This is a genomic window from Neobacillus sp. 204 (assembly GCF_046562815.1).
Classification (GTDB): Bacteria; Bacillota; Bacilli; order Bacillales; family Cytobacillaceae; genus Neobacillus.
This window is the reverse complement of record NZ_JBJORY010000002.1, coordinates 20,073-41,902: the sequence shown is the minus strand read 5'-3', so window position 1 is coordinate 41,902 and position 21,830 is coordinate 20,073. Positions and strand designations below refer to the sequence as shown.

Genomic DNA, 21,830 nt, shown 5'->3' with positions numbered 1-21,830 from the left:
TATGATTATTGAACAAGACCTACATTAGTATTTAGTGAAAATATCTGATAAGCATGTGGTTTAATCCATGGCTTTCGATGGTATAAGTCGAAAAATTACGCTCAGAATATTAATGGGGATAGATTAATAGTCCGAAACTCACTGTCGAAAATGTAAATTATAAGTGTGGTGAACTAACATCAAACGAAATTAGGGGTGGCTGTAAAGTGAACGACCTATTAGTGGCAAAATTAACGATCGCACGTATTAAGGTGCAGCTTCTCGACCTTACTGGCGAGCTGATTGCAGACGATTTATCAGATAAGGATTACGCAATCCAACGATTGCTAAAAATTGTAGAATATATCGATGAGTATGACGTGAAGGTTAGCGATCTACATACGTAAAGCCCCAGCAAATTTGCTAAGGGCTTTATTCATTATCGTTTTGTTAGTTTGTAATGAGTAATAAAATGCCAGATAATATTTGCAACAATAATCGTTCCTACGCCTTTAACGAACGAAACGTCTAAAAAATTAGTAAAAAAACCCATAAATATTACGCTCACCTCGCTTTTACTTTAAAAATCAAAGTTTTAAGCAGGTCTCCTGACTTGTGCGTCTACCTACCCCAGCCTTCCCACACAGCGATTTGCACAGTGGCATACACCTTCCCATACAATGGATTGCGCAGTGGCAAAGATTCATCAGCACTTACAGTTGCGTAAACAGATTCGGATTTTAACCGAATTCCCTATTAAGCCGTAGATTATTTTAATTTATTGTCTCGCGGCACTTAAAGAACTTATTTAATTATAAGAGAATTATATAATTGGCTTTTCCATTTGGCAAGTTTTGGTGTATTAAATTCGTTTTTCGTGTTTTTGTGTGTTTCGAACATTTGACATTGAATAGGTGTTTTAGCTCATAGCGTAAGCTGCAGTTTTTATTTCCAGGCAAAATGAAGAATTAAAATTCGTTCCTATCGAAAGCTTTTCCTCAACTAGTTAACGATTACCTCAATTTGATATCTCGTTCTTAACCGATCATGACCTCTTTTAGAAGGAAGTTATTAGAATGTAAACGATGGGGATCGCATAAAAATTAATAGGAGGCGATCCAAATGGTTTATAAAAACATAGAAAAATTTTACTTAAGAAAAGAAAACGAAAGGAACAGGAAGCGAAGCTTAATAAGAGATCAAGTTATAAAGAGTTTCTTCACAGTTTATCTACCTCAAGATATTAAAACTACTATTAAAGCATCAGTTAAAAAGGATTATTTACCTACCTTCAGTTTACGTTACAAACTTCGATCAAGCTTAGAAAAAGTAGACGAAACGAAGTACATCGAATTGATGAACGATGAAGAAGGACCTTATATTCTTGTTGATTTCGATTTCCATAACGTCAAAGATGACATTTTGAATTCTAGTTATTATAAACAATATAAAAAACAACTCCGGTCCGATTTTATATTTAAAATTGACGGTAGAACCGAAGATGGTGACATTACTATTGACTTTTATATGTCATATGGACCCTTTTTATCAAATTTCTTCTAACTAAGACTGCCTCGGCTAATCAACTGAGGCTCTTTTTTGTATTTGCAGCCCAAATCTCAACCCTATTAAGTTAATCTATTACATACACTCCGATAACATCATTGAATGCAATCCGCTCAATTTCGCCAGGCTTTACTTCAACTCGTAGTTGATGAGTAATCGAGTCAACGTTATGTACTCGTCCCTTAAGTTCCTCCTTAAATCCATCGGTCCAAACCGTCAGCTTCACCGCTAGGTTATATTCCATCGCGTAAGCTATGCGCATGTCAAACTCCTCAGTATCGAATTCGCTAAGTAACGTCTTTGGCTGGCGCTCTTGATCCTTAAACATATCGCGCTGCATTTCGAAGACTTGCGGTATAAAGGAAGCTGCATTCCATTTAATTTTACCGCGATCTCTTATCGTCATTTCGAACATCTACTTCGTTCTTATTACACACGAACAAACGTTCTATATGTAAACAAAAAGAAAAACGTCTCCTATTCACCTTAGACGTTCTATACTTAATTATTCTATATAAGCAGGGTTAACTAAATAGACCTTTTAAAGATTTGATAAACTTATCCCACAATGATAGTTTAGAATGGAACGATTTTTTGTGATCCTTAGAAACATTTTTCTTATTTTCTAGTTTCTCTTCCTTATCTGTTTGAATACTGTTCGTTAAATTTTGTGTGTCAGTGTCTGTATCTGTGTATGTATCTGCATCTGTATTTGTACTAGTTTCAAAATTAGGAGGAGTATAGTCTTTACCTACGTCATCAAGCTGTTTTAATAGATTATCAAGCTCTTTGTCAGATTCCTCCCGTTGTTTATTTAACTCTTCCGTTTGTTTTCTTAATTCTTCTTCAAGTTTCTTATTTGTATCGGGGATTGTTGTAAAATCTGGAACTTCCACATCGTAATTGTTGCCACTTGAATAATCTGGTTCCGTCTTTGTTCCTTCCTGACCGGTATAAGGATTAATATTTCCTTTTGTTGACCAGTTATTGTTGAAATTCCCGTCTGGATTGCTCCGATAATGTGGTTGTACATACGTTCCGTCTTTTCTAAAATAGCCATTAACGTGAACGGATGCATAAGTTGGAGTAACCGATAAAATTAACAAACCACTTAACAATAGTAGCCCAATTATCTTTTTTAGTGTCATGAGCGTCCCACCCTCTTCCTACCTAAATAGTAACAATTCACTAGTAACATTTCCATAAAATCCCTTCGACAAATTAAAACTATTTTAATAAAAAAAACCTGTGTATCCACGTAAATTTCTCGTCTATTTATATAAGTAATTCAACGGGAAATCAGCTATTTGAGTCTGCACATCAATGCTCGAAATTTGAACGCACCAAAACACTATATTTATACATGTCTGACTAAGTATTCTTCGTAAACTAAATGAAACACACCGATAGTTAAGTAATTAGATTAGATCGTAAGTTTGTCTATGAATATGTTGGCTTTCCTCTATTTTATTGCGATTTTCGAATTGCCATCTGGTACTCCTCCTGCTCTCTATATAAAATACAAACAAATGTTCCTTTGTTAGTCAAAAGAAAAACGCCTGATTAGGCGTAAATTATTTGCCTTGGTAACAAGTACCGCAATATATTCTACCGCCTGCTTCATATGTCTCGGCATCTCTTAGTTTTTGACGGCAGTCGTAACATTCGTATGAATCACGTCCATCGTAATCGTAAACTGAAGCAGAATTCCCCGTATTATAATCGCTCATATGAAGTTCCCCTCTCGTTGTCTTTTCATTCCGTAAATACTATTCCGAGATCAAAGAAATTATGCCAATAAAAAAAACGCCACTCGTTAAAGTGACGTAATTGGTCCTTAATTATATACCTAATTAGGCGGAGAGTTTTTGCTTTGGTGATTCTAATGGCCCAAATTTCTATACAGGATAATCTGATCACCAACGTTAAGAATATAGAATTTCGCACCAAGTGACTTAACGAATATGGTCTACCATTTAATACTTATTAAGAAAATTATTGACAACATTACTAATATTCGGATAAATTGTAATTGTAGGTTAATATTTTTAAAGCCGTAGGACGTACGGTTACACTGTCGGTCATAAATACCGCCTCAATCCCGTAATGACAATACGTTGACATATCGATGACATATCGGATAGTTTCCTAAACTATTGGTCAGGGGTATTGTATTACTCTCTGTGAATTAGTAAAACCATTGTAAAATCAACCTTCCTGGAACGATTTTACAATGGTTTCTTTGTTATATTGATCCTAAAATAACTTGATTCGTTTTACTCAGATTCTCCAGTTTGAATAAATAACACTTCAAAATGAGTCCTCCAAATGGTAATAAATTATTTTATTTAATAAATGTATATTTATTAGTACTAGAATCCTCACTAATATAAAACCCTTTTTTAGATTCAAAGTAATACATTAAAGGGCTACTGCTGTTCTTTATAATCAATTCTCTTAAATCCTTCGCTATTTGAAACCTATTGATAAATGCACTTTTCCTCATATCTAACTCTACTATATGTCCGTAGCTTGTAAACACTTTTGTTTTTCGAATTCCAAGAGATTGTATATTTTTTATATGTATAAGGGAAAACCAGACACAATTTCTCTTTTTCATAGATTTTGTTGGAAGTAGATAAATACCTAGTGGTGAATTAATGGTAAGTGGATACATATACAATTGTCCCAGAAGATTTTTAGAACTATGTAATGACCCACGTAGATTTGAGCCTACTAGTAATAAATTTGCATCAATTACCTGCGATGGAGTCAAATCTACCAGAAAAGTTTCTTCCCCATCTATCACCCTAGTTATAAGTTTACCATTACAATCATACTCTCCTGTCAACAAGACTGTCTTTTCATTAATCAAATAATCTTCTCTTATTTTCATATGTAATCCCTCTTTCTAAGGTTAAATATTGATTTTTTTCAGAAAAAGGGTATACTAACAAAGTTGGTATACCCAACGGAATTAATCCTCGGGAACTGTCTTGCCGGACTACTGCCCGAGGGTTTTTATCTTATGTTTCACATTTTCCAAACCTCCTTTCTACGCACCTATTATACTAGTCTTTTAACATCAAATTGAAATAGAGTTCATATTTTGTAACCCCCGTTTCCACTATTTAATGTTAAAAACCTTTATTCGAAAGTTCCACAAAATCCCACTCGACAATATTATAGGTAATTCGACACATAAAAGTAAATTGTTATTTTAGAGTTCCATTAATTTAATTCTATCCCAATTTATTGACGGATTTCTCAATTCTAGCAGAATCTTTACAATCTTTAATTATTTAAGTATAATATATAACTCTGAGAATATTGAATACTTTTTCCGAGTGTTTTTTTAATAAAATTTAAATTTTATTAAGATAATTTGATTGTTTAAATATAAGATCTATATTTTTTAAAGATATCCTTTATTGTTAACTAATTGTTCAAAATTCAAGAATTATACATATTTAGGAATTCTCTAGTTCTTGCTCGATCACATGCTGTTTTTATGTATACTTGGTTTTTAGTCGGCTTATGTTTTTTCGTTGAGGTTTATTAATGACCTTCACACAAAACCATATGCCTAAAAATGTTAATTTAACAACCAATCGTAGGCATTTTACTTCTCTAAAATGGACTCAAATTTTTCTTCCGATACTAATGGTCGGGTAACACCATTTCTTTATTCACCTTCCCTAGGATAATTTAGTCCAAGGAGTGTTTAAACTAGATATGAGTTTGTTCCAACTCTCTTATCTTCATTCCCCCTCTTAAAATACCCCGCTATAGCTGGAAAACTCATGAATTCCTTCCTCATGTCCCGAAACGAAATCACATTATTTCCTCTAGTGAGCTGGTAATCTAGCGAATAAACGTGACAGTTCAATGGGTTTTGATGAAATGTTTTGGTATAGAATTGGATTGCTTCTTGCTTGCTGGCTGCAAAGATAAAGACAAAATCCTTCTGGTTCATCTTCAGTGAGTAGATGCCAACTTTATGAAAACCTAAAAAATTATTTTGAACCAATTCCTTTACTTTATGATGGTCTGCTTGTTCTAAGTCTATTTTAGAAATGTCGTCATCTAAAGAAATTTTCTGCTCTGCTAGTAAATGGTAGATGCAATGGGCCAATGAGGATTCTTCATAACGGAAACAATCCATGTAAAGATCTTTCACAATCATGTGATCACACCTCGATATAATATTTTTTTCGGCTAAATATAGGTTATAAAATGGTAGGACCCTATTCCTTCTGGTCCTCAATCCTTCCTGTGTGCTCATTGTAATTGACAGCGATGCTTCCAACTGGACCATTTCTGTTTTTCGAGACGATGATTTCAAGGGAATGATTATCTGTGTCCTTGTCATAATACGACTCACGATATAAGAACAAAATGACATCGGCGTCTTGTTCCACACTGCCCGATTCCCGAATATCAGACATCATCGGCCGTTTATTGGCTCTTGATTCCACCGATCGATTGAGCTGCGCCAAACAAATGACGGGGCAATCAAAATCCTTCGCCATCGTTTTAAGGGATTTGGATATTTCCGTTACTTGTAAATGGGAATTCCCTCCGTAAAATTGACTGGAATGGATCAATGTTAAATAGTCGATAAAAAGGATTGGTTTCTTGTATGGAAATTGATTGATCATTTTTCGCGTTTTCGCTCTCATTTCGGCAATGGTTTGTCCCGCCCCATCAAAAATTTGCATATGGGTTTCCGTGAGATTACCAATCACATCCGACCATTTATTCTTTTGATTTTCAGTTAGCATTCTTTTTGGATCCCGCATTTTTGCACGGTTAAAACCCCCAGTCGAAGCCATTAATCGGGAAGTTATCAGCTTTTCAGGCATTTCTAAGGAAAATACGAGTGGCAGAAACCCTGCCCAACCCGACATTTTGGCAAAATGGAGCATCACGTCGGTTTTTCCCATCGATGGTCTTGCTGCTAAAATCGTCACTTCCCCTCCCTGAAAGCCTCCCGTCACTTCGTCGAGCTTTTTGATTCCCGTTGTTGAACTTTTCTGGCTTATTCGATCTTCCCAGGGTGCCTCATAAATATCTACCAATGCTTGTTGTAAGGACGTGTGATCCTCCATTTTCATTTGGTTAATTTTATCCAATTCGGCAATGACTTTAGCAATCTCCCAATCATTCAGGGCTGCAACCGTCAAGATATTTCTCTTTTTCCGTTCTTTCCATTGATCAAGAATGAGCTTCTCCATTCCGTCGAATTTCTCCAGATCTGCGTATGATAACAGCTCCGATAGGTAAGACATTCCACCTAAGGAATCGAGGTCTGGTAAGGTGGTTAATGTGATCAAATCAACATTCTTACCCGCCCGGTTTAACTCCACCATTCTTCGCATTAATTCTTTATGCCGTGTACTTTCTAGCTGTTCTGATTGAATGACGGTATCTTGGAGTAAGTACTCCGCCTTCATCAAGCTTCCTAAAAACGCTTTTTCAGCGATACTCATCAATCTTCACCTGCCGTAAGGTCGAGTTTAAATCCACCTGGAATAGCTCTTCCGGCAGGAAACGATTCGGTTGATGGCCTATGCTTTGGTATAGGCTTTTGGTTCTCATGATAGGAATCTATTTCTTCTACAGTGAGCAAAGACTCATTTTCCCAGTTTTTCAGAATCCCAACCACATAGCTTAGCCTTCGCTTGTTATTGGCACACGCAATATTCATCGCTTTTAAAATCATATCTTTCTGCTGTAAAAAGCTAGAATCCTCTAACCAAGATAAAAGCTGCATTTTCGCATTCACGTTCGTATAACCAAATCCATTGTTGTCCCAAAACTCAACAATTTCTTTAACATCATCTGTTTTTTGACTACTCTGTAATGGATTCACTATGTCTGGATTTTTCTCAAGATTTGGATTAAAAGCCTCTTGTTGTTGTTTTTTATTTTCTTTTTTATTTTTCTTTTCTTTTTCTTTTTGTCCCCGTATCGTATAACGTTGCAAGAACGGATCGTCTAACTCTTCGCATTCAGTAGCAATATATGTATCATTTTCATCTTCTTCACTATTATCATTACAGTTGAACATCTCATCTCGTTCACAAAAAGATACAAATAGGCTGCGAATTTCCTGTTTTTGAATGGATTCCAAAACATATTGAATCAGCGAGAGATCCTCTACATCCTTTAACTCGGAAAAAATACAATCCATCACCGGTTTCCCGCCTTTATGTAGGTTATATTTCCCCCAGTTTTTAAGCGCAAGTTCTCTCGTTTCAGGATTATAACGAATCACCTTGTGATGCACGATGAATCTTTCCATTAATGAATGAACACTCTCAATCGAATAGCCCAAATCAAAAGCCATTTGTTTTTTGGTAATCTTATAGATTCCAATTTGAGTCGTATGGGGATTCGTAAGAAGATAAAGATAGAAATATTTATCCTCCGGGGTCATCTCTTCTGAAACAATCGGATTCTTCCAAAAATCAGTACGTACCATTCGATATTTTGCCATCTTCAACCACTGCCTTTCTCCTAATAGAATTCCTTCATACTTGATATAGAAATAAATGATGCAAATGGTCATATGTTTTTCAATAAAATGTGAATCTTTTATGACACCTTTTCATCACCTTGTCCTTAGCAAGGGCTTTATGTAAAAGCCTACGTCTTCAGCACCTCTACCATATCGAGATTTACGAGGTGAAGCGACCTTCCAATTTTCATTTTTGAGGGCATTATTAGTGCGAAACGATAAAAAAACGCCACCAAAAATGATTTTTGGAGGTGTTTTTTGCAATTTCGGTGATTTTATAGCCTTTTTTGTGTGAATGCGTTTATCCTTCTTAGGTTATATAAAAGGAACTGTTTCCCAGCTTCTTCTATTCTGCTTATTTATTTATTTATTTGTTTTACTTTCATAGGCTTTTTTTCCTTGCTTACTTTGATGATTTCCCCAATAATACTGGGGCAATTTCTTCTGTTGTTACTGCGCCCATTTCCAATCCGATTGGAGAATGAACCTGCTCCATCTGTTCTTGTTTGACTCCTTCACTTTTTAATTTTTAAAAGTAACATGTTGTTTTATTGAGCAGGATAATGTTTGTTTGAATCCTTGTAAAAAAGTTCACAAAACATTCACAGACACCTGCAAGAAACCATGTTAGTATACCTCATGTGGCAAAGGCCATTTCATCTTAGCGCAGTTGAAAATACTTTTGGTGTTACCGCTATAGATGTTTATCAATAGAATCAGGTCCTGTAATTGTTGAATATGAAATGTAATGGCTGGGCTTAATAGCCCTTCATATAGAGTGAGTAAATACTTTGAGATTTGGGGGCTGAAATAATGTTTGATACTTATATGGTTTACAAGTATTTTAAAGGTGTGTTTATTGGAAGGTCCTACCACCAAGGAGCTACTAAGAAGACTTTAATTAATTCATTGGCTAAAAGTTATAGAGATGGTGAATTACGGTTGGGTAAGATTGTACATTTTGATGAAGCTAGAGTGTTTAAGCTTATTGACGGTAAAGAAGAGTTTGTAAAGAATGTTACTAAATTTAAAAGCATGCCTATGGCTTAATATAGGGTTCCATTTTGAGGTGCAAAGTAAATAAATGGGAAGAGAAAATGGCGTGCAAACTGACAACAGGTTGGCATGCCATTTTTTGAATTAAATTGCCCGCTAATTGAATTTCTTTGCTATTTTATTAGTGGTGACTTCGATTTTCCCCGGCAGGACAAAAAGATACTCAATTAAGCTTTCTAATAAGTCCATTAATAACGAGGTCGTCTCGTAATCCATTTCAGTTTCCAATTCAAGCATCCGATGTAGGGAATTATCAGTTACCAATAAATTGCTAAGGGATTGAATAGGCTTTGCCAATTCAACATGATTCGGTAGGATTTCAAGCTGTTGAGACAATGGCTGTGCCTTACTTTTTTCACCGAGAAAATGCTTTAGGATACTTTCAATCACTCTTTTTGACATAACGGCAGTAGCTGAATTTTCTCTAGATTGATAAACATTTATTGCTGAACGGTATGCCCTGATCAGGTCCTTGGGTATATTGGGTAGAGTTTCTAATTGATTAATCGGATGTTTGGAAGCTTGAAGGTCATAAATATAAGTATCAGCAAATTCGCCTTGTTCATCTAGAACTTCCTTAGTCATAATGATAAAAACTGCTGATTTTTTACATGATGGACAACTACACTCAATTACCATGCCATTCTTACTGCTCTGGTAGTTTGCATTAAGCATAAATTCAGTTGTATTTCTGCATCCCGGGCACTCACATTGAATACTCTTTGGTATTTTTAGATTCCCATACTTAATGTGAGACATGATGGAGCCTGGATTTATCCTTCTCATTCGATAGCCTCCCGATTTTTCCATTTATGCATAATACAGTGTGTCTCCTTTTACTACTTCACAGATTAAATTTAATGACTATAGTTTTTTCATCCATTAGTATATCCATTCAAAGAACTCATAAAATATTTCCTTTAATGCATGTTTTAGTTACCCAAAAAGCTAAATAACAAAGGTTATGTTTAACATTTACAGTATGAATTGGGTATAGCATTTGATCTATTTTAAAAAATAAGTGGATACCATTAAAGGATATCCACTCACAAAAGGATCAATGACTTCTACCCTATCAATTTAACAGGACAGGTTCTAGCTCAAATAACCAAGTTATTTTTTCTTTTCTCTGTTTTTTGATTGTAAGATGCTTTTTGTGCTGTTATTACCAACGCGGGTGATTCATTGTCAATAAATAGGTCATTTTTAAAACTTCCAAATCCCAAAATATTTGAAAATCCCGCTGTTTCCAGTAAATCAAACATTTCGCTTTTCCTAAGGGGATACAGCAATGTTTTATCTGTATACTCGCTATCCTCTATACGCAAAGTTCCTTGAAAGCAAATATGTTCTCCTTCTCGGCTGTAGCTAGGCACATAGTCACCACTTACCATTTGGTGAATGTTTTCTGACTGGATTGTAAGAATTGTGTCAGTTTAATAAGGTAAACCTGATTCTTATCTTTTATATAGAAGGTAATTCAATACTTGTATCAACTTCGTGCTTCGTTAGTTGAAGAAATCATTCCAAACCGCTTAAGTTATAACACTTTGATACAACGACGTTCATAATTAAAGACACCCGACCCAATATTGTTAGAGCCTTGCGATTAAACGTGTCAAACTCATAGAATCGTGCTAAATCAATATAATGCTAAAGCCTTTTAATTTCTTCTAATGCACGTGTTGCAATCATCGTCTACACAAAGCCACTCCAGCCTATGGGAAAAAGACTGCATTTTTACACAATTGATTAGGTAACAAAAGAAAAGCCTTTTCTCGATTTACATAAACCGAAAAAAGGCTTTATTGTGGTGCAGTACACTAAATTTCCTGCTCCGATTCGTTTCTAATGCCTGGCTCCTACCAGCGGTGTGCCTTCGCATTGCTCCTTAAGATGATAGCACTTTGCGTCAATTGAGTCTCTCCGTTTACCTGCGATCTGGCAAACTTTGGTCTCGTGTTATTGTGGCAAATTCGCTCTGAGCGAGAATCTAAATGATCTTTGTAGCTCATCCAAAATCACCTCATCATAGGATACTTGAAACGGATATCCTCTAGGGATATCATTTATATCATTTGTAAAACTACCCAAAATTATAAACAAATTGCTTTTTTAAATATATCTTTTCCTACTGATATTGATGCGATTGGTTTTGTACTATGAATAATAAACAGGTTTTGGCAGTGGTTAAGTTACTTTTAGCCGTTCTGCCATGTTGTTTGGATATGATCAAGGCTATTTGGTTGCCAACGTTTGTTTTATATATTTACTACTTATATCATCAAGTCGAGCAATAAACCGCTGTGTGGTTCTAACATGCAAATAGTTGTTTTTACGTTTGAAACTCGATAAATAATCCAAAAACCTTTTGCCAATATCTGATTATGCTGCCATTATCGTTCCTCCCTTTTATCTTCCAATGATTACAATCCGCTATTTATTAGTAGATACACCGGAATCAAAGAATCCTAGAGAAACAATCCATGTAAAGATCTTTCACAATCATGTGATAACACCTCGTAATAAGATTTTTTTCGGCTAAATAGAGGTTATACAAGGGTAGGACTCGATTCCTTCTGGTCCTCAATCCTACCTGTATGCTTGTTGTAATTCACAGCGATACTTCCAACGGGACCATTTCGGTTTTTCGAGACAATGATTTCAAGGGAATGATTGTCCATGTCCTTGTCATAATACGACTCACGATATAAGAACAAAATGACATCGGCGTCCTGTTCAACACTGCCCGATTCCCGAATATCAGACATCATCGGCCGTTTAATGGCTCTTGATTCCACCGAGCGATTTAACTGTGCCAAACAAATGACGGGGCAATCAAATTCCTTCGCCATCGCTTTAAGGGATTTGGATATTTCCGTTACTTGTAAATGGGAATTCCCTCCGTAAGATTGACCTGATTGGATCAGTGTTAAGTAATCGATAAAAAGGATCGGTTTCTTGTATGGAAATTGATTCATCATTTTTCGCGTTTTCGCTCTCATTTCGGCAATGGTTTGTCCCGCCCCATCAAAAATTTGCATATGGGTTTCAGTGAGCGCATTAATTCTTTATGCCGTGTACTCTCCAGCTGTTCAGGTTGGATCACGGTGTCCTTGAGTAAGTACTCCGCCTTCATCAAGCTTCCTATGAACGCTTTTTCCGCAATACTCATCAATCTTCACCTGCCGTAAGGTCAAGTTCAAAACCACTTGGAATAGCTCTTCCGGTAGGAAACGATTCGGTTGATTGCCTATGCTTGGGTACGGACTTTTGGTTTTCATGATACGAATCAATTTCTTCTACGGTTAGTAAAGATTCATTTTCCCAGTTTTTCAGAATCCCAACCATATAGCTCAGTCTTCGCTTGTTATTGGCACACGTAATATTCATCGCTTTTAAAATGACATCTTTCGGCTGTAAAAAGCTAGAATCATCTAACCAGGATAATAACTGTTGCTTGGCATTCACGTTCGAAAAACCAAATCCATTGTTGTCCCAAAACTCAACAATTTCTTTTATGTCTTTTTGTTTAATCTGTAGTGCGGTCTCAATGTCTGGATATTTATCTAGATTAGTTTGGAGAGCTTCTTGTTGTTGTTTTTTATTTTCTTTTTCTTTTTCTTTTTGCCCCCGAATCGTATCACGATGCATGAACGGTTCATTTAATTCTTCGCATTCAGTAGCAATATATGTATCATTTTCATCTTCTTCACTCATATCATTGCTGTTAAACCTTTCTTCTTGTCCACAAAAGGATTCAAATAAGCTGAGAATTTCCTGTTTAACAATGGATTCCGAAACATAAAGGATAAGCGAGAGATCCTCGACATCTTTTAATTCAGAATAAATACAATCCATGACCGGTTTCCCGCCTTTATGCAGGTTGTATTTCCCCCAGTTTTTAATCGCCAGCTCTCTCGTTACAGGATTGTAACGTATCTCTTTGTGATGATGGATGAATCGTTCCATTAAGGAATGCACACTCTCAATCGAATAGCCCAAATCAAAACCCATTTGCTTTTTTGTAATTTTATAGATACCAATTTGAGTCATATTTGGATTCGTAAGCAGATAAAGGTAAAAATACTTATCCTCCGGGGTCATCTCTTCTGAAACCATTGGATTCTTCCAAAAATCTGTACGAATCATTCGATGCTTTGCCATCTTCAACCACTGCCTTTCTTCTAATAAAATCCCTTCATATTTGATATAGAAATAAATGAAGAAATGGTCATATGTATTTCAATAGGTTGTGAATTTTTATGACACCTTTTCATCACCTTGTCCTTAGCTAGGGCTTTATGTAAAAGCCTCCGTCTTTGAGCACCTCTACCATATCGAGATTTACGAGGTAAAGCGAACTTCCAATTTTCATTTTTTAGGGCATTTTTAGTGAGAAACGGTAAAAAAACGCCACCAAAAATGATTTTTGGTGGCGTTTTTTTGCAATTTCGCATGATTTTATAGTTTTTTTCAGAAGAAGCTGTAATTTTCTTATTCCTTTCTTTATGATAATAATCTCTTATTTAATTTAGGAGTATACATGACCAAGAATCCAGAACGCCCAAACGTGTATAGAATGAAAGCCAGCCATAGGCCATGATTATGCCAGATAGGCGTTGCCATAATTTGTATAACGATATATAAGATCATTGCGTAAATCATAGAGTTTCGAACGGGAGCAATTTCAGTTGCACCTGTGAAGACTCCATAAATGACAAGGCCAAAACACGCGGCAAACGGGTAAAGGATTAGCCATTTTCCATATGTAGTTGAAAGTTCGATTACACTTGGTAGATTGGTAAAAAGCGCAATAATTTGTTCTTGAAATAATCCATATATACAAGCTATAACAATAGCCGTAATCACCGACCATTGCTTTGATAAAGTAAGTGTTTGTTTATATAATTCCTTGTCCTTAGATCCTACCGCTTTGCCGACCAGAATACTGGTTGCATTGGCAAACCCTTCGAAGAAATAAGCCATTATGTAATGAATTTGAAATAGAACAGCATTGGCTGCTAAAAAGTCCGTTCCAAACGAATCACCTTTTGCTGTAAACATATTAAAAACGACTAATAAACAAATGGTTCGTATAAACAAATCCTTGTTAACGTTAAACATCTTTTTCATAGACTGTGTATCTATCAGTTCTTGAAACGATGGTAACCTCCAATCAAACGGTGATGCCTTCATCACAATGAACAGCCCTACTATAAAAGCTGTCACTTCAGCAATCAATGCAGCAGCAGCGACTCCTTTTACCGCAAAAGAAAGGACATGAACAAAAAGAATGGCTAAGATCATATTCAAAACATTCATTAACACCTGTAAACATAAAGATTCTTTAATCTTTGCCATCCCCATTAGCCAGCCTAGGATCACATAGTTCAGCAATGTAAACGGTGCTCCCCAAATTCTAATTCGAAAATATTCAGCTGCAAACCCACTGACATCAGAATCGTTTGAAAACAATATCAAAGCTAGATATTCAATCGGCCATTGTAAGAGAATAAAACACACCCCAACCACAACAGCTAATAAAAATGGACGCGATAAAGCAAGGATTCCTTGTGCTTGATCGCTGGCCCCATTCGCTTGTGCGGCAAAAGCAGATGTGCTAACCCGTAAAAAACCGAATACCCAATACAAAGTATTAAAAATAAGCGTCCCGACTGCAACTCCTCCAATATAGGCCGGATCAGGAAGCTGCCCCACAACGGCTGTGTCTACAGCACCTAACAAGGGCGTTGTCATGGTCGAGATCGTTAGGGGAATCGCCAAAGTGAGGTACGCACGATGATTCATTAGGAATTTCCTCCTCCTATCCATTCAAATAGAACAATAGCCCCGATTATGCAAATGAAATCGAGGCATTCGAAAAGTGTATATACTGTTTAAATTAAGCACGTCTAACCGAACGGAAACGTGGGTGTTCGGCCAGCATTGAATCTCTCAACTCAGTTACTACAGGATATTCTGAAGTAAAAAACTGTTTTTTTTCATCATAAAGCTGAACCAATTCTCCTTTTTCTAGTACACCTAATCTATCACTAATCGTATAGGCAGCTTTAATATCATGTGTAATAAAGAGATAGGATAACCCGTAGTCTGCTTTTAACTCCTTTAGTAATTCTAAAATAAGGGTTTGATTCACCATATCTAGACTACTGACAGACTCGTCTAAGACTATCAGCTTTGGCTTGAGTGAGATGGCTCTTGCAATATTGATTCTTTGCAATTGCCCACCGCTAAATTGATTAGGGTATTTTTTTAAGTCCTCTTCACTTAGCCCTACCCTTTCTAATAATTCAATAACCGTTCGTTTTTGCTCAGCAATTGTTAGCTTTTCATAATTTTCTAGCGGCTCTGCAATAATCCGTTCGGCCGTCATACGAGGGTTAACCGATGAGTAGGAGTCCTGAAATACAGCTTGAAGATCACGACGAATCTTTTGACGACTATGCTTATCTAGGGTATAAATATCATGCCCTTGAAAGAGAACCTGTCCATACTGCGGTCGTTCCAGACCAAGAATCACTCGTCCTAAGGTACTTTTACCAGCTCCGCTCGTACCAAGCAAACCTAAACAGGTTCCTTCCTCAATAGATAGAGATATGCCGCAAAGTATTTTTTTAGAACGATCTTTCCAGTTGAAAAACGTTCGAGATCCATAGCTATGGGTTACTTCATTTAATTGTAATAAACTCATTTTTTCACCCCTTATATAGGCTTAAGTCAAGCTAAATGGATGGCAGGTTCATCTAAATTTAATCTTGTGCGTGCATTTAAAAGCTTTTTCGTATACTCATGCTGCGGCTCATCGAATAGTTGGAATACACCCGCTTTTTCTACTATTCGACCATTCTGCATAACTACAACTTCATCAGCCATTTCAGAAATGACACCAAGATCATGGGATATTAATAATATGGCTGAACCATAATCAGAGCGTATTTTATCTAAGTGGTACAGTACTTTCTTTTGATTATTTACATCAAGTGCCGTTGTCGGTTCGTCGGCAATAATTACTGCAGGATGTAAACATGCTGCAATAGCAATCATCACCCGTTGAAGCATACCACCACTCAATTGAAAAGGATACTGTTTTAATAGTTTAACGGGATCTGGTAAATTCACATGTTGCATCGCCTCAATGACCAGCTCTGTTGCTTGTTTTTTATTCCATTGTGTATGCGAACGAATGGTTTCAATAAATTGATGTCCAATCGTAAAAACAGGCGTAAAAGCATTCATCGGATTTTGCATAATAAAGGCGATATCCTTGCCGCGGATCTCACGCATTTCTTTCTCACCTAAACCGTTCAATTCGCGTCCTTGTAATACAATATTGCCTTCAATCGTTGTCGTTTTCTGATTGAGAAGCTGAAGAATGGACATACTCGTAACGGTTTTACCGCAGCCACTTTCCCCAACAAGACCCAGTACCTCCCCACGCTTCAGTTCAAAATTGATATCCTCAACAAGCGTTGCAGTACCAGTTTTTGTTTTGACCTGTACATGTAAATCTCTCACTTGTAGCACATTCGACTGTTCTGTACCCAACATTCTCATTCCTTTTTATGATTGACGTTTGACACCGTAACGTTCGGATAACGCTTCGCCCAATAAATTGAAGGTCACAATCACAAGCATAATCATCAAACCTGGATAAAGCATTAATTCTGGATTCGACCGAATATATGACTTTCCTTCGTGAATCATCGCTCCCCATTCAGGTGTAGGCGGTTGTACTCCTAAACCAAGAAATGACATGGCGGATATATCCATGATCGCCCAACCCATTTCTAATGTACCCATAACCACTAGTGGCGGGAGCACATTTGGGACAATATGATTTTTTATGATTTTCCATTGCGATGAGCCGCTTATTTTCGCCGCTGCAATAAAGTTTTGTTCCTTCAGACTTAGAACCATTCCTCGGAACATTCTCGCGTAATAAACCCATTGCACAAGCATCAGCGCTAGAATGACCTGCTGAAGTCCGGGACCGAAAATACCAACCAATCCAAGGATAAGGATAAGACTAGGAAAAGCCATCACACCATCACAAAATCTCATTAAAACCTGATCCACCCAGCCGCCTTTATATCCAGAAAAGGTTCCAATCAATAAACCAATCGTTAAAGATGAAATGAAAATGAGCATGGCAAAGCCTAAAGATATTCGTCCCCCATATAAAAGGCGCGATAAGTTACATCTTCCTAAATGATCCGTTCCAAATGGGAATTCCCAGGATGGAGGCTGTAGTTTATAAGCTAAATTGACCGCAATCGGATCATTTGGTGCAATCCAGGGAGCCAATAACGTGATGATAAAAAGAATCCCTAATACAATGGTACATATCGGAATCACTTTTTGATTTAAAAATATACTGCGTACACTGGTTATCATCGTTGTTGCCCTTCTTTCCTGGATATGCGCGGGTCAATAAACATTTGAATCAAATCCACCAATAGGTTGCTAAAGATAAATAAACTAGCCGCTATAAGTACATAGCATTGAATGATAGGGATGTCACGATTAAAAATTGCTTCTATAAAATAACGGCCAAACCCAGGCCAAGAAAAAACGGTTTCCACGATAATTGTTCCAGTCAGCAATTTCCCAAGATTCATCCCCAGACCAGTAATCATCGGAGAAATGGCAATCCTTAAGACATGCTTGGCCATAATGGTTTTTTCTTTTATTCCCCTTGTCCTTGCGAATAGCACATAGGGCTCTTGTAAATTTTCAAGAATGCTAGCACGCAGCAATCTTGTGTACATTGCAATTAAAGGAAGTGCCAGCGTAATCGAAGGCAATACAAGATGTTGCCATGTTCCAAAACCCTCAACGGGGAAAAGATCAAGTTTTACAGAAAAGAAAAAAATCAATAGATAACCCAGCCAAAAAGAAGGAATGGAAGCCCCGAAAAAGGAGAGCATGCGACTGAAATGATCAATTAACCTGTTTTTCTTTACTCCTGCCAGAAAGCCAAGAGGGACACTGACAAGCACCGCGATGAATAAACTCCCGAGCGCAAGCTGGAGGGTTGCTGGAATTCGGTAGATTACCTCGTCCCAAACGGGCTTATTCGAAACATAAGATATGCCAAAATCAAGTTGGCATATCTTCATAATAGAGTTTACATATTGAATATAGAATGGTTGATCTAAACCAAACTCATGTCTTTTCTGGGCCAAAATCTCATCGGTCGGTTCGATATGTGCTGCTGTTAAATAAGCCTCGGCCGGATCCACCGGTGAAAAGTGAATCATTCCAGTTGTTAGAAGTGCGGCCAAAAGGAATACTGGGATAATGGACATTATTCGTTTAATAATATAATTGCCCATAATAGCCTCCTACTGCTAACTACTTGATGGTAATTCCTGTGAATGGATTTTCGTCACGATTCGCAGAGAAATTGAAGTTAGTAACATCTTTTTGATAGATCGCTGTTTTCTTAATATAAGAGATAGGAAGAATTGCCCCTTGATCCTGCAGTGATGTTAATATAGATGTGTACAGCTGTTGTCGTTCATTCTCGTCAGTTGTCTGAGGAACCCGGGCGATTTGTTGGAGTAATTCCGCTTTGTTTGGATAGGCTGAAATGGCTTCATTAAATCCAAATCCTTCTTTTGCCACAATGTTAATAAATGTATGCGGATCATAAGGAGCACCGTAGTTACTAAAGAAATTAATATCAAACTTATTATCTTTAAATCTTTGAACTTGATCCGCAAGCTCTACCCCAACAATATTTAATTTCACCCCAATGGCAGCCCATTCTGATTGCAGCGTTTCTGCCATTGCTTTTTGAATAGATTCTGCTGAATCGTACATCATTTCCATTTCAAGTGGCTGTCCATTTTTTTCCCGAACCGTTTTCCCCTTAGGAAGTTTCCATCCTGCTTCGTCTAATAACGCTTCTGCTTTCTCAACATCATATCCAATCTTCGTAACATCAATTTCGGAAGTATAAGGCAAGTTTGTCGGTAAAATAAAATCTGCTGCTTCTTCTAGTCCTGAAGTGATTCCTTTCACCATTGCCTCTTTATTAAACCCATAATGTAACGCTTGGCGAACACGTTGATCGGAAAGCTGTTCTTTATTAGTATTCATAACAAGCTGTCTTGTCGCTACCGGCTGAGAAATGCTAGTTTCATATTTATCAGTTGATTCTAATTGTTTGAAAGCGTCTAAACTGATCACACCTTCTCCGTAAATTAAATCTAACTCACCTTTTTCAAACGCTAGTACTCTCGTTTCTGCATCAGGAATGACTTTCACTTGAATTTTTTCTACTTTTGGAAGCTCACCCCAATAGTTTTCGTTCCGTTTGAAAATCGCATATTCATCCGCTTTATACTCTTCCAAAATCCATGGACCTGTACCAACTGGTTTCACAATTCCTTTTGAGGTATCACCATTATCAGGGAATCCAGCTTCACCTAAGAAACGAACAGGACGAACAACAGCTAGCTCCTGAATCGTTGGATAATATGGTTCGGTTAATGTCATTTTAAACGTATTTTCGTCGATCACTTCCATATTTTCAATTTTCGAAAGGAAACCCAACCAACTATGTAATTCCATGTGGTTCAGAATTGTATCAAAATTCTTTTTCACAATTTCTGCATTAAAGCTAGTACCATCTGAGAATTTCACATCTTTTCGCAGATGAAATGTATATATTTTTCCGTCCTCAGAAATTTCCCATGACTCTGCAAGATGCGGTTTTAGCTCTCCCCCAGCTCCGTAACTTACTAACGGTTCATATACCATTGACTGAGCAAATAATTGTGAAGGATTATACACATGGGGATTCATTTCGCCCACATCCCTCGCCCAAGCGATCGTAAGCATATTATCATTTACGTTCTCTGACGTTGTATCCTTATCACTAGCATTTGTACAACCAAGTAATACTGATGATAATAAAAAAATAAAAATCGATGTTAATAAAATATTCCGACCATTAATTACGTAAGACATTTAACTTCCTCCAATTGATATTGATAATCGTTTTCAATTGTAAGGGCATTATATACTTTTGTCAATTACTGTTGGATATTTTAATTGCTTTAAACCCACTAGCCCCAATAGATAAAAACTTAATTTAAATAGTAAGTAAGCTGTTGAAGCAAACACTCCTTTCTCATTTTTCTCTATGCGGTGTACCTTCCAGCTGTTCAGGTTGAATCACGGTATCCTTGAGAAAGTACTCCGTCTTGCTAAAATATTTGAAAATTCTCTCTTTTTATGTATATAGTTAAGAAAAGTAAAACAGTAAAAATGGAGTTGGACTCATGGATAGGAAAAGAAATTGGGCAGGTAATTTTCAATATAGTACGAGTAATTGGCATGAACCTGATTCTGTTGAAGAAGTTCAACAATTGGTTTCAAGGTTAAAAAAGCTGCGTGTGATCGGAACGCGTCACTCATTTAATAGTATCGCAGATTCTAATGAGAATATGGTTTCATTAAAGAAGCTTAACAAGGTATTATCGATTGATCGAGAAAAGGAAACTGTAACCGTGGAAGCAGGAATCAAGTTTGGGGACCTTTGTTCTGTGCTTCAGCAACATGGCTATGCCTTACATAACCTTGCTTCCCTGCCGCACATTTCGGTTGCTGGGGCTTGTGCAACGGCAACACATGGTTCAGGGAATGGTAATCAAAATTTAGCTGCAGCGGTACGTGCGATGGAAGTTGTTACTTGGGATGGAAGTATTGTTACTTTTTCAAAAGAAAAATCGGAAGATGAATTCCATGGCGCGGTTGTTGGGTTAGGCGGATTAGGTGTAGTCACAAAGCTAACACTAGATGTCCATCCAAGTCATCAAATGAGGCAGGATGTTTACGAGAACCTTCCGTTAGCACAATTAGATCAACATTTTGAACCCATTTTTTCTAGTGCCTATAGCGTTAGTTTGTTTACCGATTGGCAGGATGAAAGGTTTAACCAGGTATGGCTGAAGAGCAAACTGACGGATGATCAGACTGTCTCATTAGGAGAGGAATTTTATGGAGCAAAAGCGGCCAAAGAAAATCTCCATCCTGTACCGGGGGTTGGAGCAGAGAATTGTACGGCACAGCTAGGGGTACCAGGGGATTGGCTTGATCGGATGCCACACTTCCGAATGGATTTCACTCCAAGTAAAGGTCAAGAGCTGCAAAGTGAATATATTATGGTCCGCAAGCATGCCTATGACGCTCTTTATGCGATTAGTGAAATCCGTGAACAAATCGCACCACATCTATTGATATGCGAAGTACGGACCATTGCACAGGACGAGCTTTGGTTAAGTCCATCCTATAAGCAGGATTCCGTTGCTATTCACTTTACTTGGCAAGATAGATGGGCGGAAGTTCAGAAGGTGCTGCCACTCATCGAAGCTCAGCTTGAACCTTTTCAAGCAAAGCCACATTGGGGCAAATTGTTTACTACTTCCCCTGCAAAAATACAGTCACTTTATGAAAAGATGCCTGCCTTTCAGCAACTGCTTAGGAAGTATGATCCGAATGGCAAATTTCGCAATACCTATTTGAATCAATATATATTTAATGAGGTAGAGTGAAAGCGCTAAGGAAAATAACTGTTTGAATATGAGGGCCTCTTGCAAATGATGCAAGAGGCCCTGTTACTATCTCATATTAGGGAAAAGCCAATAGAATCGTCCTTAAATCCGCAATTACT

The 21,830-nt window shown here is 37.1% G+C and carries 22 protein-coding genes, 1 pseudogene and 1 riboswitch; of the genes and pseudogenes, 4 read left to right on the top strand and 19 right to left on the bottom strand.

The genetic code is table 11. The features are described 5' to 3' along the window. The first annotated feature begins 206 nt into the window (after positions 1 to 206). Positions 207 to 386 (top strand): hypothetical protein, encoded by a 180-nt coding sequence (locus ACJ004_RS04340; RefSeq protein WP_410891332.1) that lies wholly within the window; start codon positions 207 to 209, stop codon positions 384 to 386. A 174-nt stretch (positions 387 to 560) separates the two neighbouring features. Continuing rightward, positions 561 to 793: riboswitch (cobalamin riboswitch) on the bottom strand. Between the two features lie 308 nt (positions 794 to 1,101). Further along, positions 1,102 to 1,542, top strand: coding sequence for a hypothetical protein (locus ACJ004_RS04335; RefSeq protein ID WP_410891330.1), 441 nt, complete (start codon positions 1,102 to 1,104; stop codon positions 1,540 to 1,542). A 70-nt stretch (positions 1,543 to 1,612) separates the two neighbouring features. Here ACJ004_RS04335 and ACJ004_RS04330 read toward each other — a convergent pair whose 3' ends face one another. From ACJ004_RS04330 to ACJ004_RS04295, 8 genes and pseudogenes are all read right to left on the bottom strand, one after another. After that, positions 1,613 to 1,951 carry a YolD-like family protein gene (locus ACJ004_RS04330; RefSeq protein ID WP_410891329.1) on the bottom strand — a complete coding sequence of 113 codons (339 nt, stop codon included), beginning with the start codon at positions 1,949 to 1,951 and terminating at the stop codon, positions 1,613 to 1,615. Between the two features lie 118 nt (positions 1,952 to 2,069). Continuing rightward, complete coding sequence (locus ACJ004_RS04325; protein ID WP_410891327.1) at positions 2,070 to 2,693, bottom strand: mediator of RNA polymerase II transcription subunit 21; 624 nt, start codon at positions 2,691 to 2,693, stop codon at positions 2,070 to 2,072. A 426-nt stretch (positions 2,694 to 3,119) separates the two neighbouring features. Further along, the gene (locus tag ACJ004_RS04320; protein ID WP_283864021.1) at positions 3,120 to 3,275 is read right to left on the bottom strand and encodes an LIM domain-containing protein; all 156 of its coding nucleotides are present in this window, start codon (positions 3,273 to 3,275) and stop codon (positions 3,120 to 3,122) included. Between the two features lie 614 nt (positions 3,276 to 3,889). Beyond that, the gene (locus tag ACJ004_RS04315) at positions 3,890 to 4,441 is read right to left on the bottom strand and encodes a competence protein ComK (protein ID WP_410891326.1); all 552 of its coding nucleotides are present in this window, start codon (positions 4,439 to 4,441) and stop codon (positions 3,890 to 3,892) included. 828 nt (positions 4,442 to 5,269) lie between these two features. Then, positions 5,270 to 5,731, bottom strand: a complete 462-nt coding sequence (locus ACJ004_RS04310; RefSeq protein WP_410891324.1) for a hypothetical protein — start codon at positions 5,729 to 5,731, stop codon at positions 5,270 to 5,272. 61 nt (positions 5,732 to 5,792) lie between these two features. Next, positions 5,793 to 7,037, bottom strand: coding sequence for a replicative DNA helicase (locus ACJ004_RS04305; protein ID WP_410891322.1), 1,245 nt, complete (start codon positions 7,035 to 7,037; stop codon positions 5,793 to 5,795). Continuing rightward, entirely contained in the window at positions 7,037 to 8,047 is a 1,011-nt protein-coding gene (locus tag ACJ004_RS04300; protein ID WP_410892115.1) for a DnaD domain protein, read from the bottom strand. The genes ACJ004_RS04305 and ACJ004_RS04300 overlap by 1 nt, the downstream gene beginning before the upstream one ends. Before the next feature lie 424 nt (positions 8,048 to 8,471). Further along, positions 8,472 to 8,582, bottom strand: a pseudogene (locus ACJ004_RS04295) (hypothetical protein); the annotation flags it as partial. Positions 8,583 to 8,881: 299 nt separating this feature from the next. Here ACJ004_RS04295 and ACJ004_RS04290 point away from each other — a divergent pair. Continuing rightward, a complete protein-coding gene (locus tag ACJ004_RS04290; protein WP_410891321.1) occupies positions 8,882 to 9,118 on the top strand; it encodes a hypothetical protein in 237 nt (78 codons plus the stop codon). 102 nt (positions 9,119 to 9,220) lie between these two features. Here the strand turns inward: ACJ004_RS04290 and ACJ004_RS04285 are convergent, their stop codons facing one another. The 11 genes from ACJ004_RS04285 to nikA form a co-directional block, all read right to left on the bottom strand. Continuing rightward, positions 9,221 to 9,910, bottom strand: coding sequence for a hypothetical protein (locus ACJ004_RS04285; protein ID WP_410891320.1), 690 nt, complete (start codon positions 9,908 to 9,910; stop codon positions 9,221 to 9,223). Between the two features lie 314 nt (positions 9,911 to 10,224). Continuing rightward, positions 10,225 to 10,518: a hypothetical protein gene (locus tag ACJ004_RS04280; protein ID WP_410891319.1), complete on the bottom strand. Its 294-nt coding sequence runs from the start codon at positions 10,516 to 10,518 to the stop codon at positions 10,225 to 10,227. Between the two features lie 468 nt (positions 10,519 to 10,986). Beyond that, positions 10,987 to 11,139 carry a YpzG family protein gene (locus ACJ004_RS04275; protein ID WP_223587800.1) on the bottom strand — a complete coding sequence of 51 codons (153 nt, stop codon included), beginning with the start codon at positions 11,137 to 11,139 and terminating at the stop codon, positions 10,987 to 10,989. 537 nt (positions 11,140 to 11,676) lie between these two features. Further along, the gene (locus ACJ004_RS04270) at positions 11,677 to 12,192 is read right to left on the bottom strand and encodes a DnaB-like helicase C-terminal domain-containing protein (protein ID WP_410892114.1); all 516 of its coding nucleotides are present in this window, start codon (positions 12,190 to 12,192) and stop codon (positions 11,677 to 11,679) included. A 106-nt stretch (positions 12,193 to 12,298) separates the two neighbouring features. After that, the gene (locus tag ACJ004_RS04265) at positions 12,299 to 13,291 is read right to left on the bottom strand and encodes a DnaD domain protein (RefSeq protein ID WP_410891318.1); all 993 of its coding nucleotides are present in this window, start codon (positions 13,289 to 13,291) and stop codon (positions 12,299 to 12,301) included. A gap of 342 nt (positions 13,292 to 13,633) precedes the next feature. After that, complete coding sequence (locus ACJ004_RS04260) at positions 13,634 to 14,935, bottom strand: MATE family efflux transporter (RefSeq protein ID WP_410891316.1); 1,302 nt, start codon at positions 14,933 to 14,935, stop codon at positions 13,634 to 13,636. Positions 14,936 to 15,029: 94 nt separating this feature from the next. Then, a complete protein-coding gene (gene nikE, locus ACJ004_RS04255; RefSeq protein ID WP_410891314.1) occupies positions 15,030 to 15,839 on the bottom strand; it encodes a nickel import ATP-binding protein NikE in 810 nt (269 codons plus the stop codon). 26 nt (positions 15,840 to 15,865) lie between these two features. Continuing rightward, entirely contained in the window at positions 15,866 to 16,693 is an 828-nt protein-coding gene (nikD, locus tag ACJ004_RS04250; RefSeq protein ID WP_410891312.1) for a nickel import ATP-binding protein NikD, read from the bottom strand. A gap of 15 nt (positions 16,694 to 16,708) precedes the next feature. Beyond that, a complete protein-coding gene (gene nikC / locus ACJ004_RS04245; RefSeq protein WP_410891310.1) occupies positions 16,709 to 17,542 on the bottom strand; it encodes a nickel ABC transporter permease subunit NikC in 834 nt (277 codons plus the stop codon). Next, positions 17,539 to 18,483 carry a nickel ABC transporter permease subunit NikB gene (nikB, locus tag ACJ004_RS04240; RefSeq protein ID WP_410891308.1) on the bottom strand — a complete coding sequence of 315 codons (945 nt, stop codon included), beginning with the start codon at positions 18,481 to 18,483 and terminating at the stop codon, positions 17,539 to 17,541. The genes nikC and nikB overlap by 4 nt, the downstream gene beginning before the upstream one ends. A gap of 19 nt (positions 18,484 to 18,502) precedes the next feature. Then, a complete protein-coding gene (gene nikA, locus ACJ004_RS04235) occupies positions 18,503 to 20,125 on the bottom strand; it encodes a nickel ABC transporter substrate-binding protein (protein ID WP_410891306.1) in 1,623 nt (540 codons plus the stop codon). Positions 20,126 to 20,439: 314 nt separating this feature from the next. Here nikA and ACJ004_RS04230 point away from each other — a divergent pair, with 314 nt between their 5' ends. Further along, the gene (locus ACJ004_RS04230) at positions 20,440 to 21,711 is read left to right on the top strand and encodes an FAD-binding protein (protein ID WP_410891304.1); all 1,272 of its coding nucleotides are present in this window, start codon (positions 20,440 to 20,442) and stop codon (positions 21,709 to 21,711) included. Positions 21,712 to 21,830 lie beyond the last annotated feature (119 nt).